Annotated in this window: 14 protein-coding genes; 9 read left to right on the top strand and 5 right to left on the bottom strand. The window is 62.8% G+C overall.

Going from position 1 to position 15384, the window contains the following annotated elements; all coding sequences use genetic code 11:
* Nucleotides 1-9: 9 nt before the first annotated feature.
* A complete protein-coding gene (gene choW / locus D5400_RS08100; RefSeq protein ID WP_126009368.1) occupies nt 10-846 on the bottom strand; it encodes a choline ABC transporter permease subunit in 837 nt (278 codons plus the stop codon).
* 170 nt (nt 847-1016) lie between these two features.
* Nucleotides 1017-1946 carry a choline ABC transporter substrate-binding protein gene (choX, locus tag D5400_RS08105; protein ID WP_126009371.1) on the bottom strand — a complete coding sequence of 310 codons (930 nt, stop codon included), beginning with the start codon at nt 1944-1946 and terminating at the stop codon, nt 1017-1019.
* 173 nt (nt 1947-2119) lie between these two features.
* Between choX and betI the strand changes: the two genes are divergently transcribed.
* From betI to betA, 4 genes are read left to right on the top strand one after another with little or no spacing between them, the layout of a single operon-like run.
* On the top strand, nt 2120-2704 hold the full coding sequence (gene betI, locus D5400_RS08110) for a transcriptional regulator BetI (protein WP_126009374.1): 585 nt from the start codon (nt 2120-2122) through the stop codon (nt 2702-2704).
* The gene (betC, locus tag D5400_RS08115; protein WP_126009378.1) at nt 2701-4206 is read left to right on the top strand and encodes a choline-sulfatase; all 1506 of its coding nucleotides are present in this window, start codon (nt 2701-2703) and stop codon (nt 4204-4206) included. The genes betI and betC overlap by 4 nt, the downstream gene beginning before the upstream one ends.
* Nucleotides 4206-5669, top strand: a complete 1464-nt coding sequence (gene betB, locus D5400_RS08120; RefSeq protein ID WP_126009381.1) for a betaine-aldehyde dehydrogenase — start codon at nt 4206-4208, stop codon at nt 5667-5669. The genes betC and betB overlap by 1 nt, the downstream gene beginning before the upstream one ends.
* Before the next feature lie 13 nt (nt 5670-5682).
* Nucleotides 5683-7365 (top strand): choline dehydrogenase, encoded by a 1683-nt coding sequence (gene betA, locus D5400_RS08125; protein ID WP_205665537.1) that lies wholly within the window; start codon nt 5683-5685, stop codon nt 7363-7365.
* Between the two features lie 9 nt (nt 7366-7374).
* Here betA and D5400_RS08130 read toward each other — a convergent pair whose 3' ends face one another.
* Complete coding sequence (locus D5400_RS08130; protein ID WP_205665538.1) at nt 7375-7887, bottom strand: RbsD/FucU family protein; 513 nt, start codon at nt 7885-7887, stop codon at nt 7375-7377.
* An 87-nt stretch (nt 7888-7974) separates the two neighbouring features.
* Between D5400_RS08130 and D5400_RS08135 the strand changes: the two genes are divergently transcribed.
* On the top strand, nt 7975-8313 hold the full coding sequence (locus D5400_RS08135; RefSeq protein ID WP_126009384.1) for a protein tyrosine phosphatase family protein: 339 nt from the start codon (nt 7975-7977) through the stop codon (nt 8311-8313).
* 29 nt (nt 8314-8342) lie between these two features.
* On the opposite strand, the gene D5400_RS08140 is transcribed toward D5400_RS08135, so the two are convergent.
* Both D5400_RS08140 and D5400_RS08145 read right to left on the bottom strand, forming a co-directional pair.
* On the bottom strand, nt 8343-9998 hold the full coding sequence (locus tag D5400_RS08140; protein ID WP_126009387.1) for a thiamine pyrophosphate-binding protein: 1656 nt from the start codon (nt 9996-9998) through the stop codon (nt 8343-8345).
* Between the two features lie 32 nt (nt 9999-10030).
* Complete coding sequence (locus D5400_RS08145) at nt 10031-10987, bottom strand: alpha/beta fold hydrolase (RefSeq protein WP_126009390.1); 957 nt, start codon at nt 10985-10987, stop codon at nt 10031-10033.
* Between the two features lie 124 nt (nt 10988-11111).
* Here D5400_RS08145 and D5400_RS08150 point away from each other — a divergent pair, with 124 nt between their 5' ends.
* The 4 genes from D5400_RS08150 to D5400_RS08165 all read left to right on the top strand — a co-directional run bounded on the left by D5400_RS08150 (nt 11112) and on the right by D5400_RS08165 (nt 15384).
* Nucleotides 11112-11741 carry a glutathione S-transferase family protein gene (locus tag D5400_RS08150; protein WP_126009392.1) on the top strand — a complete coding sequence of 210 codons (630 nt, stop codon included), beginning with the start codon at nt 11112-11114 and terminating at the stop codon, nt 11739-11741.
* 103 nt (nt 11742-11844) lie between these two features.
* Nucleotides 11845-13494 (top strand): energy-dependent translational throttle protein EttA, encoded by a 1650-nt coding sequence (gene ettA, locus D5400_RS08155; RefSeq protein WP_126009394.1) that lies wholly within the window; start codon nt 11845-11847, stop codon nt 13492-13494.
* Nucleotides 13495-13649: 155 nt separating this feature from the next.
* Nucleotides 13650-14276, top strand: coding sequence for an MOSC domain-containing protein (locus D5400_RS08160; protein ID WP_245451481.1), 627 nt, complete (start codon nt 13650-13652; stop codon nt 14274-14276).
* Between the two features lie 91 nt (nt 14277-14367).
* A complete protein-coding gene (locus D5400_RS08165; protein ID WP_126009396.1) occupies nt 14368-15384 on the top strand; it encodes an ArsR/SmtB family transcription factor in 1017 nt (338 codons plus the stop codon).

The raw sequence follows: 15384 nt of genomic DNA on the forward strand, positions 1-15384 counted from the left end.
GCTCTCTGCTCATACCTCGTTCTCCCGGCGGAAGATGCGGTCGAGGATGATGGCGACCACGACGATGACGAGACCGGATTCGAAACCGAGGCCCGTGTTGACCGAGTTCAGCGCCCGCACGACCGGAACGCCGAGACCGCTTGCGCCAACGAGCGCCGCGATGACGACCATCGACAGCGAGAGCATGATCGTCTGGGTCAGGCCGGCCATGATCTGGGGCAGGGCATAGGGTAGCTCGATCTTCCAGAGCATCTGGCGCGACGTTGCCCCGAAGGCACGGCCAGCCTCGATCAGCGCCGGGGGGGTCGATGAGATGCCGAGATGGGTCAGTCGGATCGGCGCCGGGATGACGAAGATTGCCGTCGCGATAAGGCCAGGCACCATGCCGATGCCGAAAAAGACAATCGCCGGAATCAGATACACGAAGGTCGGCAAGGTCTGCATGAGGTCGAGGATCGGCCGGACCCAGGCGTAGAGCTTCGGCCGGTGGGCGCATGCGATGCCGATCGGGACGCCGAGGCCCATGCAGAGCGCGCAGGCGGAGAGAACCAGCGTCAGCGTTTCGGTCGTCTCACGCCAATAGCCCTGGTTGATGACGAACAGGAAGCCGACGAACGTCAGAGCGGCCACCTTCCACGAGCGCTGCAGCACATAGGCGAGTGCCGTGAAGATCAGCACCATCACCAGCGGATGAGGCGTCTGAAGCACCCAGAGCACGCTGTCGATGATGCTTTCCATGATGCCGGCGATGAAGTCGAAGACCCATGAGGCATTGCGTGTCAGCCAGTCAACGACGTCGCTTGCCGTTCGCCCCACGGGGATCTTGTTGTCGGCTATCCATTCCATCGAGATTGTCCCCAGTCCTGCCGACCATGACTTGAGCGGCAAAGTCGGCCCACGGCATTCGCCGATTCATCCCGTCGCGGCGGCTGGCCCTCACCCCCAGCCGCGCAACGTCTTGTAAAACAGGTGCCCACCGGGCGAGCCTTGAGGATCGCCCGGTGGGATATGCGCTATCAGAGGCCGAGTTCGGCGCGAACGGCCGCGAGGCCTTCTTCGCCATCGACGGTCGTGACGCCATCCAGCCATGCGTCCAGCGTATCCGGGTTTGCGGTCAGCCACTCCTGCGCGGCGGCACGGGCATCTTCCCCATCGTCAAGAATGGCGCCCATGATCTCGTTCTCCATCTCAAGCGTGAACTTGAGGTTGGTGAGGAAGGTTCCGATGTTCGGGCATTCCTCGGCGAGACCGGTGCGCGTGACGGTGTGGACGGTGCCGACATCGCCGAACCATTCCTCGCCGCCTGTCAGATATTCCATCTCGATGTTGCTGTTCATTGGATGTGGCGCCCAACCTAGGAAGACGACGTCGTCTTCGGAGTTCACGGCGCGGCCGACCTGGGCAAGCATGGCCTGCTCGGAGCTTTCCACGACCTCGAATTCGCCAAGACCGAAGGTGTCGTTTTCGATCAGGCTGATGATGTAGCCATTGCCTTCGTTGCCGGGCTCGATGCCGTAAATCCGGCCATCGAGTTCTTCCTGGAACGTTGCGATGTCCTCGAAAGTGGTGAGGCCCTTGTCGTAGGTGTATTTCGGAACGGCGAGCGTGTACTGCGTCCCCTCAAGATTGGTAGCCACTTCCTCGATCGTGCCTTCGTCGAGGTAGGGACGGATGGCGCCTTCCTGTGCGGGCATCCAGTTGCCGAGGAAGATGTCGGTGTCGCCATCGGCGATCGACTGGAACGTGACCGGGACGGACAGGATGTTCGTGCGCGTCTCATATCCCAGCGCTTCGAGAACGAGCGTGGTGGCGGCTGTGGTGGCGGTAATGTCGGTCCAACCCACATCCGAGAAGGTCAGCGAGGAGCAGGCATCCTGCGCCAATGCCGGCCCGGCGAGTACGGTCGAGACGAGCAGGGCTCCTGCGATTTTCGCGTGGCGTGCCATAGGTATCTGTTCCCTTTTTCTGGAATTGCATCAAGCGCTTCGACAGCGCGAGCCATGGACGTTAGCATTCCGCCGCCCCAGCTAGAAGCGGCGAATTTTTCTTGATTGACGCATCAATCAAAATAAATTAGCCCCGGAATGCAAGTGCTTTTTGCATTTTTTTGGAGTTGGTGATGCCGAAACTGGGAATGGAGCCGATCCGGCGGCGCGCATTGATCGATGCGGCCATTGCCGAAATCGGGGCGAAAGGCGGCCTCGACGTCACGGTCGGCCAGATCGCCAAGCGAGCAGGCGTCTCTGCCGCGCTCGCACACCATTATTTCGGCAATAAGCAGCAGATCCTGATCGAGACGATGCGGCACCTCCTCAGGGAGTTCAACGCGATCGCCAAGAGGCGTATGCGGGCGGGGCAGACCCCGCGCGAAAGGCTGAGCGCAATCGTCGAAGCGAGCTTCGGCGTCGAACAGTTCAGCGATGCGACGGTTGCGACCTGGCTCGCCTTCTATGCGGAGACCCGGAAGTCTTCCGAGGCCTACACGCTCCTGAACGTCTATACCCGTCGCCTGCGGAGCAATCTCCTGCATTCGCTGAGGCAACTCAGCCAACGCCCTGAAGACACGGCCGAAATGATCGGCGCGCTGATTGATGGTCTCTACATTCGCCAGTCGCTGAGGCCTGGTCCCGCATCACCCAAGGATGCCATCCGCCTGGTGGAGACCTTCATCGACAACCTGCTGATCGCGGAGCGTGCCCGATGAGGCCGAATATTCTTACCATCATGGTCGACCAGCTGAACGGCACGCTCTTTCCGGACGGGCCGGCGGACTGGCTTCACGCACCGAACCTGAAGCGGCTTGCCGCGCGCTCCGCACGCTTTCGCAATGCCTACACGGCTTCGCCGCTCTGCGCACCCGGGCGGGCAAGTTTCATGTCCGGGCAGTTGCCGAGCCGCACCCGCGTCTACGACAATGCAGCCGAGTTCGCCTCCGACATCCCCACATTTGCGCATCATCTGCGCCGCGCCGGCTACCAGACGTGTCTTTCAGGCAAGATGCACTTCGTCGGGCCTGATCAGTTGCACGGCTTCGAGGAGCGGCTGACGACGGATATCTATCCGGCCGATTTCGGCTGGACGCCCGACTACCGCAAACCCGGCGAGCGGATCGACTGGTGGTACCACAACATGGCGTCGGTCACGGGTGCCGGCGTTGCCGAAATCACCAACCAGCTCGAATATGACGACGAGGTCGCCCATCACGCGCTGGCTAAGATCTATGATCTCGCCAGGGGCAAGGATGATCGCCCCTGGCATCTGACCGTCAGCTTCACGCACCCGCACGACCCTTATGTGGCACGCAAGCGCTTCTTCGATCTTTACGAGGACTGCCAGCATCTGCAGCCGGACGTGCCGGCTATGCCCTACGAGGCGCACGATCCGCATTCCAAGCGCATTTTCGATGCCAATGACTGGCGCTCCTATACGATCACCGACGCGGATATCGCCCGCTCGCGGCAGGCCTATTTCGCCAACATCTCCTATCTCGACGAGAAGATCGGGGCACTGCTCGATGCGCTTGAGGCCACGCGGCAGGACGCGATCGTCGTGTTCCTGTCGGACCATGGCGACATGCTCGGCGAGCGTGGGCTCTGGTACAAGATGAACTTCTTCGAGGGTTCTGCGCGCGTACCGCTGATGATCGCGGCGCCCGGTCTCAACGTTGGCCTGATCGAAGAACCTGTTTCCACGCTTGACGTTACGCCGACACTCGCCGAGCTTGCCGGGATTTCGCTCGACGACATCATGCCATGGACCGATGGCGAAAGCCTCGTGCCGGTTGCCGGCCAGACCAGGCGTTCCAGCCCCGTGCCGATGGAGTATGCGGCGGAAGCGTCGATCGCGCCTCTGGTCGCGATCCGCGATGGGCAGTGGAAATATGTTCACTGCGAGGTCGATCCGCCGCAGCTTTACGACCTTTCGAACGACCCGCACGAGCTCAGCAATCTGGCTGCCGATCCCGCCCATGCGGAGACGACCGCGTGGCTTGCCGGGGTCGTTGCCGCCAAATGGGACATGGCCGCATTCGATGCGGCCGTCCGCCAAAGCCAGGCGCGGCGCTGGGTGGTCTACGAGGCGCTGCGCAACGGCAGCTACTATCCTTGGGATTACCAGCCGCTGCGCAAGGCATCCGAGCGCTACATGCGCAACCACATGGACCTGAACGTCGTCGAACACGACAACCGCTTTCCCCGAGGTGAATAATGCGTGCCCAGCCCCAAGCATCCCATTTCGTTGACGGACGCTATGTCGAGGATACGGCAGGTGAGGTTTTCGAAAATGTCTTCTCTGCAACCTGCGAGGTGATCGCGAAGCTCCACGCCGCGACCGATGGGATCATCGAGGAAGCGGTCGCGTCGGGTCGTCGGGCCCAGAAGGAATGGGCGGCACTTGCGCCCGCCGAGCGCGGACGCGTACTGCGCCGCGCCGCCGACATCATCCGCTCGCGCAATCGCGAATTGTCGGAACTGGAGACGCTGGATACGGGCAAGCCGATCCAGGAAACGATTGTCGCCGATGCGTCCTCGGGGGCCGATTGCCTGGAATTCTTCGGCGGGCTCGCCGCCACCCTCAATGGCGAGACGATCCCGCTCGGGCGCGATTTCGCCTATACGCGGCGCGATCCACTCGGGCTTTGCGTCGGTATCGGGGCCTGGAACTATCCAACGCAGATCGCATGCTGGAAGGCCGCGCCGGCGCTGGCCGGCGGCAATGCCTTGATCTTCAAGCCTTCCGAGATGACGCCGCTTTGCGCGCTGAAGATTGCCGAAATCTTCATCGAAGCCGGCGCGCCGAAGGGCCTCTTTAACGTCGTCCAGGGTCTTGGCGCAGTCGGGGCGAAGCTCGTTTCCCATCCTGCGGTCGATAAAGTGTCGCTGACGGGCTCGGTGCCGACCGGCTCGAAGGTTTACGCGGCCGCTGCCGCCGGCATCAAGCATGTGACGATGGAACTGGGCGGCAAGTCGCCGATCATCGTCTTCGATGACGCCGACATCGAGAATGCCATCAGCGGCGCCATGCTCGGCAATTTCTATTCGACCGGGCAGATCTGCTCGAACGGCACCCGTGTCTTCGTTCATCGTTCGATCAAGGACCGGTTCCTCACCCGCCTTGCCGAGCGCACCGCATCAATCGTGCTTGGCGATCCACGCAACGAGGAGACCCAGATGGGACCGCTCGTCTCGCACGCCCAGCGCGAGAAGGTGGAGGCCTATATCGAGAAGGGCAAGGCGGAAGGCGCGCGCCTCGTCGCCGGCGGTGAGAGGGTGGCACCCGAGGGTCTCGATGATGGCGCCTTCATTGCGCCGACCATTTTTGCCGACGTGACCGACGACATGACCATCGCGCGCGAGGAAATCTTCGGCCCGGTCATGTGCGTCCTCGATTTTGAGGACGAGGACGAAGTCGTCGAGCGAGCGAACGGCACCGAGTTCGGGCTCTCGGCCGCGGTCTACACGGCCGATCTCACCCGCGGCCACCGTGTCATCGGCCGTATCGATGCCGGCACCTGCTGGATCAACGCCTACAATCTGACACCGGTGGAAATGCCCTTCGGCGGCATGAAGATGTCCGGCGTCGGTCGCGAGAACGGTCGCGCGGCGCTGGAACACTACACGCAGATCAAGAGCGTCTATGTGGGCCTCGGCCCGCAGGACGCGCCGTATTGATGGGGCCGCGCGGATGACCATGGAAGCGGATTTCGTCGTCATTGGCTCCGGCTCGGCCGGCGCCGCCACCGCCTATCGGCTGGCCGAGGACGGGCGCCATTCCGTGCTCGTGCTGGAATATGGCGGCACGGACATCGGCCCGTTCATCCAGATGCCGGCGGCACTGTCCTATCCCATGAACATGGGCATCTACGACTGGGGATTTGAGAGCGAGCCGGAGCCGCATCTCGGCAACCGCAGGCTTGCGACGCCGCGGGGCAAGGTCATCGGCGGTTCGTCCTCCATCAACGGCATGGTCTATGTGCGCGGCCATGCACGCGACTTCGACACCTGGGCGGACCTCGGCGCTCAAGGCTGGTCGTACGCGGACGTTCTGCCCTACTTCAAGCGCATGGAGCACTGGCACGCCGGTGGGCCGTTTGCCGATGCCGGTTCGGGCGATCCATCCTGGCGTGGCCGCTCAGGGCCGATGCACATTACGCGCGGCCCGCGGAAGAACCCACTTTACCGCGCCTTTGTGGAGGCCGGAAAGCAGGCAGGCTTCGAGGCGACGGACGACTACAATGGCGAAAAGCAGGAGGGTTTCGGGCCGATGGAGCAGACGGTCTGGAAAGGCCGCCGCTGGTCCACGGCGAATGCCTATCTGCGGCCGGCGCTAAAGAAGAAGAACACCGAGCTCGTCCGGTGTTTCGCCCGCCGCGTCATCATCGAGAATGGCAAGGCGACCGGCGTCGAGATCGAACGCGGCGGCGCCATCGAGATCGTGAAGGCGCGGCGCGAGGTGATCATCGCCGCATCGTCGATCAATTCGCCGAAGCTCCTGATGCTCTCCGGCATCGGCCCGGCCGCGCATCTCGCCGAGCACGGCATCGCGCCTGTCGCGGATCGACCGGGCGTTGGCGCCAATCTGCAGGATCATCTGGAGCTTTATATCCAGTACGCATCGCTTCAGCCGATCACACTCTACAAGCACTACAATCTGATCGGAAAGGGTCTCGTCGGTCTGCAATGGTTGCTGTTCAAGACGGGCCTTGGAGCATCGAACCAGTTCGAAAGCGCCGCTTTCCTGCGCTCGGCTCCCGGCGTCGATTATCCGGACATCCAGTACCACTTCCTGCCCATGGCGGTGCGCTACGACGGCAAGGCGGCTGCCGAAGGCCATGGGTTTCAGGCCCATGTCGGGCCCATGCGCTCGCCTTCGCGCGGTTCGGTGACGTTGCGCAGCGGCGAGGCCAAGGACAAGCCCGTCATCCGGTTCAACTATATGGGCCATGAAAAGGATTGGGCGGACTTCCGCCACTGCATCCGCCTGACGCGCGAAATCTTCGGGCAACCGGCCTTTGCCGATTACGCGGGCAAGGAGATCCAGCCCGGCATCAATCTGCAGTCGGATGTCGACCTCGACGGCTTCATTCGAGACCACGCTGAAAGCGCCTATCACCCCTGCGGCACGTGCCGGATGGGGCGCGCGGATGATCCGATGGCGGTGGTCGATCCCGAATGCCGCGTCATCGGCGTCGACGGCCTGCGCGTGGCCGATAGCTCGATCTTCCCGCAGATCACCAATGGCAATCTGAACGGCCCGTCGATCATGGTCGGCGAAAAGGCCGCGGATCACATTCTCGGTCGCCAGCCGCTCGCGCCGGAAAATGCCGAGTCCTGGATCAACCCACGTTGGAAGACGAGCGACCGCTAAAAGGTCGATCTAGTCGAAGATCACGCCCTTGGTGACGATGAAGCAGCCATAGGGCCGCTCTTCGCTGGTCTGCACGACGGCATAGGCTTGTCGGGCCGCATCGTAGAAGGCGTGGCGCTCGATCGACGTCATGCCGATGTCACCGGCTTCCGCGCGGTCGGCTGCTGCCTTGAACTCCTCGTGGATCGGCAGCCGTTCACCGGGCTTGCCGACAACCTGCATGTGCGCAATCGGGTGATCGACGAAGCTGTCGAGCGGGAAGAGCTTGAAGAGCGCTTCGGCAAATTCTGTGGTGTCGACGCCTGCGAGCCGGACGAGCTTCTTCGTCACCGTATGGAACGCTACCGATGTCGCGGGAAAGTTGGCGTCGCAGATGACGAGCGTGTCGCCGTGGCCCATCGAGCGCAGAATCCACAGCAATTCCGCATCGATCATCGTCGGGATGGACTTCAGCATCTCGGTCTCCTTGGTGCGCCTTGCTGCACTTTTCGCGACGAGATCGAGTTCGGTCAATCGATCCATCGCTTGATTTCGCGCCCGAAGGCCGCTTATCACTGACGTTATGGAGCAAGCCGCGCGTTCGCGCTGCAGGAATGAAGAGGTCGCCCGATGGACATCCGCCAGATCAACGACGAGTACTCCGTCGCAGCCCAGATCACCGCCGAGGACGTCAAGGAGATCAAGGAGATGGGCTTCAAGTCCATCGTCTGTCATCGCCCGGACGGCGAAGCCGAAGGCCAGCCGGAATTTGCTTCCGTGAAGGCCGAGGCCGAAAAGCTCGGCCTCGAGATCCGCCACGTGCCCTTCGGCGCCGAAGGCGTTTCGCAAGACCAGATCAACGCATTCGTCGACTGCCTGGACGAGATGCCTCGTCCGATGCTCGGCTATTGCCGCTCCGGCGCGCGCTCGACGAAGATTTACGAACTGACCCGGCACATCCGCAATTGAGGGTGTAGCGCCCAAACAGGGCGCCTCCTTTAACTTCTTGCCGCGTTACGGATGTCGCTCAGCGAGCGCGTCGGCGTGATCGCTTCGGGGTCGATGCGGATTTCGATGATCGCGGGCTTGCCGCTCGCCTTCGCGCGCTCGTAGGCGGCCTCAAATTCCGCAGTCTCCGTTACCACTTCGCCATGGCCGCCGAAGGCGCGGGCATAGTCGGCAAAATCAGGGTTGGTAAGATCCGTTGCACTGACGCGGCTTGGATATTCGCGCTCCTGGTGCATGCGGATCGTGCCGTACATGCCGTTGTTGATGACGAGCACGATCACGGGCAGGTCATAGCGCACGGCGGTCGCGAATTCCTGGCCATGCATCAGGAAGCAGCCGTCTCCGGCAAAGCAGATCACGTCGCGTTCGGGGAAGAGCTGCTTGGCAGCGACAGCGGCGGGCATGCCGTAGCCCATCGATCCGGAGGTCGGCGCGGCCTGGGTCGCAAAGCCCCGGAAGCGATGGAAGCGATGGAGCCATGTGGCGTAGTTGCCGGCACCGTTGGTGAAGATCGTATCGGCCTTCGCGTTTTCCTCGATCCAATTCATGATGGCGCCCATCTGCACCTTTCCAGGGCCTTCCGTGGGCGGCGTGGACCAGGTTCGGTAGGCATCGTGAAGGGCGGCGGCGCGATCCGCACTCGCAGGTGCCGGATTGCGGGACGTCGAAGGCAAGGCGGCGCAGAAGGCTGCAGGGCTCGCATTGATCGCAACGTCCGGCCGGTAGACGCGGCCAAGCTCGCCGGCATCCGGGTGCACATGGATCAGCTTCTGGCGCGGGTAGGGGCTTTCCAGCAACGTGTAATTGGACGACGGCATCTCCGAGAACCGTCCACCGAGAAGCAGAACGAGGTCGGACTGCTTGATGGCCTCGGCCAGGACCGGATTGATACCGATCCCGACATCGCCGGCATAGCAGGGGTGCAGATGATCGAAGAGCGCCTGTCGGCGGAAGGAGCAGCCGACGGGCAGCTCGTGGCGCTCGGCAAAGCTCGCAAATCGGCTGACCGCTTCGGCCGTCCAGCGCGACCCGCCGAGAATGGCGAAGGGGCGTTCGGCCTCCGTGATCAGCCGCTCGACCTCTTCCATCTGGTGTGGCGACGGATAGGTCTCGACGGGCGTGTATGGCTTTGGCTCGGGTGCCTCCACGATTTCGCGCAGCACGTCTTCCGGAAGCGTCAGGACCACCGGGCCGGGCCGGCCGGACGTTGCGACGGCAAAGGCGCGCGTCACGAATTCCGGAATGCGGCGGGCATCGTCGATCTCGCCGACCCATTTCGCATATTCGGTGAAGGCGCGCCGATATTCGATTTCCTGGAAGGCTTCGCGCTCGCGCGCCTCGCGCTGCACCTGGCCGATGAAGAGGATCATCGGGGTGGAATCCTGCCGCGCGATATGGAGGCCGGCGGAGGCGTTGGTTGCGCCGGGGCCGCGCGTCACGAAGCAGATGCCCGGTTCGCCGGTCAGGCGGCCCCAGGCGTCGGCCATCATTGCCGCGCCGCCTTCCTGGCGGCAGACGGTCACGCCGATATCGGCATCGACCAGCGCGTCGAGCACAGCAAGATAGCTCTCGCCCGGCACGCAGAAGAGCCGCTTCGTGCCGTTGGCCACCAATGCGTCGACAATCAGCTGTCCGCCGGTTCTCATCGTGTGTTCCTTTTTTTGATTCCTGAGGCTTTTTATCGTTCTTGGCGGCGCGGATGCGCGAGGACACGGTCGACCCAGGATCGAAATGCCTCGATCGGTTGCGCGGCGCCGATTTCGTTCAGCGTTTCGTGGCGGAAGCCGGAGATGAGGGCAAGCGTCACATCGCGGAAACCTGCCTTGCGAAGATCTTGCGCCATCCGGTCGACGGCCTTGCCGCCGTTCGTCGCGGGATCTTCCGTGCCGCCGACGAGATGGATCGGCAGATTGCGATCGATGCCCGACCAGTTGCTTGAATTTCCGCCGCGATAAATCAGGCCGAAAAGGTCCTGCCAAAGCGACACGGACGCATCGAAGCCGCAAAGCGGATCCGCGATATAGGCGTCGACCACGGCCGGATCGTGCGACAGCCAGTCGAACAGTGTTCGGCGGTCCGGCACCGCCTTGCCCCAGGCCTCGAACGTCAGCCTAGGCAGGATCCCGCTCGGCACGTCGGAACCCTTCATCGCCTTTTCGACGGCGAGGATTGCCTGTGCCGCGCGGCCGGCCGCGCCCGCCTGGAAATTGGAGTTCCAGACCGCCACGGCGTCGAAGGCTGCCGGGTTCGAGATCACGCTGTTCCAGGCGATCAGGCCGCCCATGGAGTGCCCGAACAGGATGACGGGCAGCCCCGGATGAGCTTCGAGCGCATGAGCGCGGACCGCCATTACGTCGGCGAGAACCTTGCGGCGCCCGTCGCTGGTCGCAAAGCGGCCGAGAGGCGCGTCGGCAGCGACGGTTTCTCCATGGCCGCGATGATCGTGGGCGTAGACAGCAAGACCGGCGGCAGCCATCGACCGCGCGAAGGCCGCATAGCGCGCCGAATGCTCGGCCAGGCCGTGCGACAGCAGAAGGATCCCGCGCGCAGGTCCAACCGCCGGCTGGTGCCGCACGCTCAGCGTCGCGCCGGTCGGGCTGTCTATGGAATATGCCTGTTCGAAGCTGGACGTCATGGCCGCCATGCATAGGCGAGCCGCAGTCTGCCCGCAATCGCCGTGATGATCATCGCGGAGCCGCTCGCTTGAGGCAGTCCGAGCAAGCCGCTAAATAGTGGCCTCCCGGAAATGAGGTGGCGCCATGACTGACGATCTCGTTCTTTTCACCAACCCTATGTCACGCGGGCGGATCGCGCGCTGGATGCTCGAAGAGGCGGGTGTGGACTACGAGACGCGCGCGCTCGGTTATGGGCCCGACATGAAGAGCCCCGACTACCTCGCCATCAACCCGATGGGCAAGGTGCCGGCGGTCAAGCATGGCAACCGCGTGGTGACCGAGTGCGCGGCAATCTGTGCTTACGTCGCCGACGCGTTTCCACAGGCGGGGCTTTCGCCGGCGCTCACCGACCGGGCCGACTATTATCGGTGGCTTTTCTTCGCCGCCGGTCCGCTCGAAGCCGCCGTCACCAACAAGAGCCTGGAAGTGGCCGTGCCCGATGAAAAGCAGGGGTTCGTGGGATACGGGAACTTCGCTGCCGTCATGAACACGCTTGCCAAAGCTCTTTCACGCGGGCCGTACATTGCCGGTAATCGGTTCACCGCAGCTGATGTGTATGTCGGTGCGCAAGTGTCGTGGGGTCTGCAGTTCGGCACGTTCGAGCAGCGTTCGGAATTTGCAGCTTATGCCAAGCGGCTCGCCGATCGTCCGGCCTACAAGCGGGCCACTGAAAAGGACGATGCGCTGTTGGCGGAGATGAAGTCGGCCAGCTAATTGCCGATACGCATTGATAGCGGCGGCCGGATTGCATAAAAGCGGGCCAATCGCAAAGCGCGCCCGCAGTCCCCTCATTAGTTACAGGAAAGATCGCGCCCTCATGGCACGTCAATTCATCTACCACATGGCCGGCCTCAACAAGGCCTACGGCGCAAAGAAGGTGCTGGAGAATCTGCACCTGTCCTTCTACCCCGATGCCAAGATCGGCATCCTCGGTCCCAACGGGGCCGGTAAGTCGACCGTGCTCAAGATCATGGCCGGCATCGACAAGGAATATTCAGGCGAAGCCTGGCTCGCCGAAGGTGCCACCGTCGGCTATCTGGCGCAGGAGCCCGACCTCGATCCGGCACTCGACGTTTTCGGCAATGTGATGACGGGCGTGGCGCGCAAGACCGCGATCATCGACCGTTACAACGAACTGATGATGAACTATTCCGACGAAACGGCCGACGAATCCGCCCAGTTGCAGGACGAGATGGACCGGCTGAACCTTTGGGATCTCGAACAGCAGGTCGAGATGGCGATGGAAGCGCTCGGCTGCCCGCCCAAGGAAGCCGACGTCACGACGCTTTCGGGCGGTGAGCGCCGCCGTGTCGCGCTTTGCCAGCTTCTGCTGCGCGAGCCCGACCTGCTGCTGCTCGACGAACCGACCAACCATTTGGACGCCGAGACCACGGCCTGGCTTGAAAAGCACCTGCGCCAATATCCGGGCGCGGTGATGATCATCACCCACGATCGCTACTTCCTCGACAACGTCACCGGCTGGATTCTCGAGCTCGATCGCGGGCGCGGCATTCCGTACGAAGGCAACTATACGAAGTACCTCGAAGCCAAGGCCAAGCGGCTCAAGCAGGAGGGTCGCGAGGATGACGCCCGTCAAAAGGCGATCGCCCGCGAACGCGAGTGGATGGGATCGAGCCCCAAGGCGCGGCAGTCGAAGTCGAAGGCCCGTATCGCGGCATTCGAGGATCTGCTTGCAGCGGCGGACAACCGTCGCCCGACCGACACGCAGATCGTCATTCCCCATGGCGATCGCCTCGGCAATGTCGTCATCGAGGTCAATGGCATTTCCAAGAGCTTCGGCGACCGCCTCCTGATCGAGGACCTGTCGTTCAAGCTGCCACCCGGCGGCATCGTCGGCGTCATCGGACCGAACGGCGCCGGCAAGACGACGCTCTTCAAGATGATCACCGGCCAGGAAAAGCCGGACAATGGCGATGTCCGCGTCGGTGAGACCGTCAAGCTCGGCTATGTCGACCAGAGCCGCGACGCGCTCGATCCGGACAAGACCGTGTGGGAAGAAATTTCCGGCGGTGCCGAAGTGGTGAAGCTCGGCAAGCATGAGGCCAACACGCGCGCCTATTGCTCGTCCTTCAATTTCCGCGGCGGCGACCAGCAGCAGAAGGTCGGCAATCTGTCGGGCGGTCAGCGCAACCGCGTGCATCTTGCCAAGATGCTGAAGACCGGCGGCAACGTTCTGCTGCTCGACGAACCGACGAACGACCTCGACACCGAAACGCTGGCCGCGCTCGAAGATGCGCTGGAAAGCTACGCCGGCTGCGCCGTCATCATCAGCCACGATCGCATGTTCCTCGACCGGCTTGCGACCCACATCCTGGCGTTCGAAGGCGACAGCCACGTCGAGTGGTTCGAGGGCAATTTCGAAGACTACGAAAAGGACAAGGTCCGTCGTCTCGGCGTCGAAAGCGTCAATCCGCGCCGCATGACCTACAAGCGCCTGACGCGCTGACTTTGGCTACGGTACCGGTCGCCTTCCATTTTAAGGAGGGCGGCCGGCGCCATCGCTCGCCTGGCGGCCGGTGAATGCAGACTTCAGATTTTCTGACTGGTCGGGACGGTCGCCGATTGGCAAGAGTACAGCCGATCGTCCGGAGAACCGTCGCCATGACCTTGCCCCTTCAATCTTCCCTGCCGCTCGACATGCCGACTGAGGTCGTGGCTGGTCGCCGTCTTTCCGCGACCGTTGGTGGGCTTTTCGCGGCCACGGGCGACGATTTCATCAGCGGGCCGGTGTCGTCACTCGACCTCACCTTCGACGGTATCGTTGGCGATTTCCATGCGGGTGCCACTCGGCGCTCCGGTGGGCGTGAGCCATGGTATCCCCGGGGCACGGAGATGCGCAACGAGCGTCAGCTCAGCATCGTCTCAGCGGACGAGCTGTCGATGGCGGCAATCGATATGGGCATCGATCGCATCCGACCTGAATGGATCGGTGCCAATCTCTTGCTCGACGGTATTCCGCAGCTTTCGATGCTGCCGCCGCGCACGCTGCTTTTCTTCGCGAACGGTGTCACCTTGAAGATCGACGGGCAAAACGCGCCTTGCCGGCTGTCCGGCAACTCGATCGCGGATCATTTTCCCGATCACGATCACACCGCACTCGCGCTGTCTTTCAAGGACGCCGCCAAGCGTCGCCGCGGGCTCGTCGCCTGGGTGGAGAAGCCAGGTCGGATCACTGTGGGCGAAGGCGTGAAGGTGCAGGTTCCGGAACAGTGGATCTATCGCGCCTGAACGATATCGCTGCGGACAGAGGCTCCGAGCGGCTTGCAACAGCGTCCAGAAACATATAAAGATATCTTTATATCGTTTTTGGATGTTACGAATGCTCGATCACTACAAGCTCGGTCTCGACGAAATCGTCGACCTGTTAAAAGCCGCGGGTGAGCAAACGCGCATGCGGCTGCTCTGGCTGCTGGCGACGAGCGACCTCACAGTAACCGATCTTACCGATATTCTCGGTCAATCGCAGCCCCGCATTTCGCGCCATCTCAAGCTTCTCGGCGAAGCCGGCCTCATCGAGCGCTACCAAGAGGGTGCCTGGGCCTATTTCAGGCTGACCAGCGAAGGGCGGGCGGCTGGCCTTGCGCGCCTTTTAATCGATGCCATCTCGGCCAATGATGCCATCCTGGCGCGCGACGCGGAACGCCTTCGCGCAGTTCAGAAGGTGCGGGCGGAAAAGGCGCAGTCGTACTTCTCGCGCAATGCCGAAAGCTGGGACGACCTGCGTTCGCTGCATGTGAGCGACGATCGCGTCGAGGCGGCGCTGACGGAACTGGTCGGCACGACGCCTTTCGATTCGATGCTCGATCTTGGCACCGGTACGGGCCGCATCCTCCAGCTTTTCCAGGGGCTCTATCGGCGCGGCATCGGCGTGGACGCAAGCCGCGATATGTTGGCCGTCGCGCGTGCCAATCTCGATCGCAACGGGCTCAGCCACGCTTCGGTGCGTCATGGCGACATCTTCAACCTGCCACTCGACCGCGAGACCTTCGACCTCGTGACGATCCACCAGGTCCTGCACTATCTCCAGTCGCCGGACGATGCGATCGCGGAAGCGGCACGCATGCTGCGGCCGGGCGGGCGGCTCATCATCGTTGATTTCGCTCCGCACGAACTGGAGCGGCTGCGCGAAGAGCACGCCCATGTGCGCCTCGGATTTTCGCATCAGACAATCGGCGAGGCGCTGCGCTCGGCTGGTCTCTCCATCGAGCGGATCGTCGATCTGGAGCCGGAGGAGGAGGGCAGCGAATCGCTGACCGTCACTATCTGGCTCGCACGCGATCCGCGCCTTCTCATTGCAGGCGACGAGAGCGCCGATGTCACCAAGGGACTTGCCTGA

Origin of the sequence: Georhizobium profundi (assembly GCF_003952725.1) — a bacterium.
In the GTDB taxonomy this organism is placed as follows: Bacteria; Pseudomonadota; Alphaproteobacteria; order Rhizobiales; family Rhizobiaceae; genus Georhizobium; species Georhizobium profundi.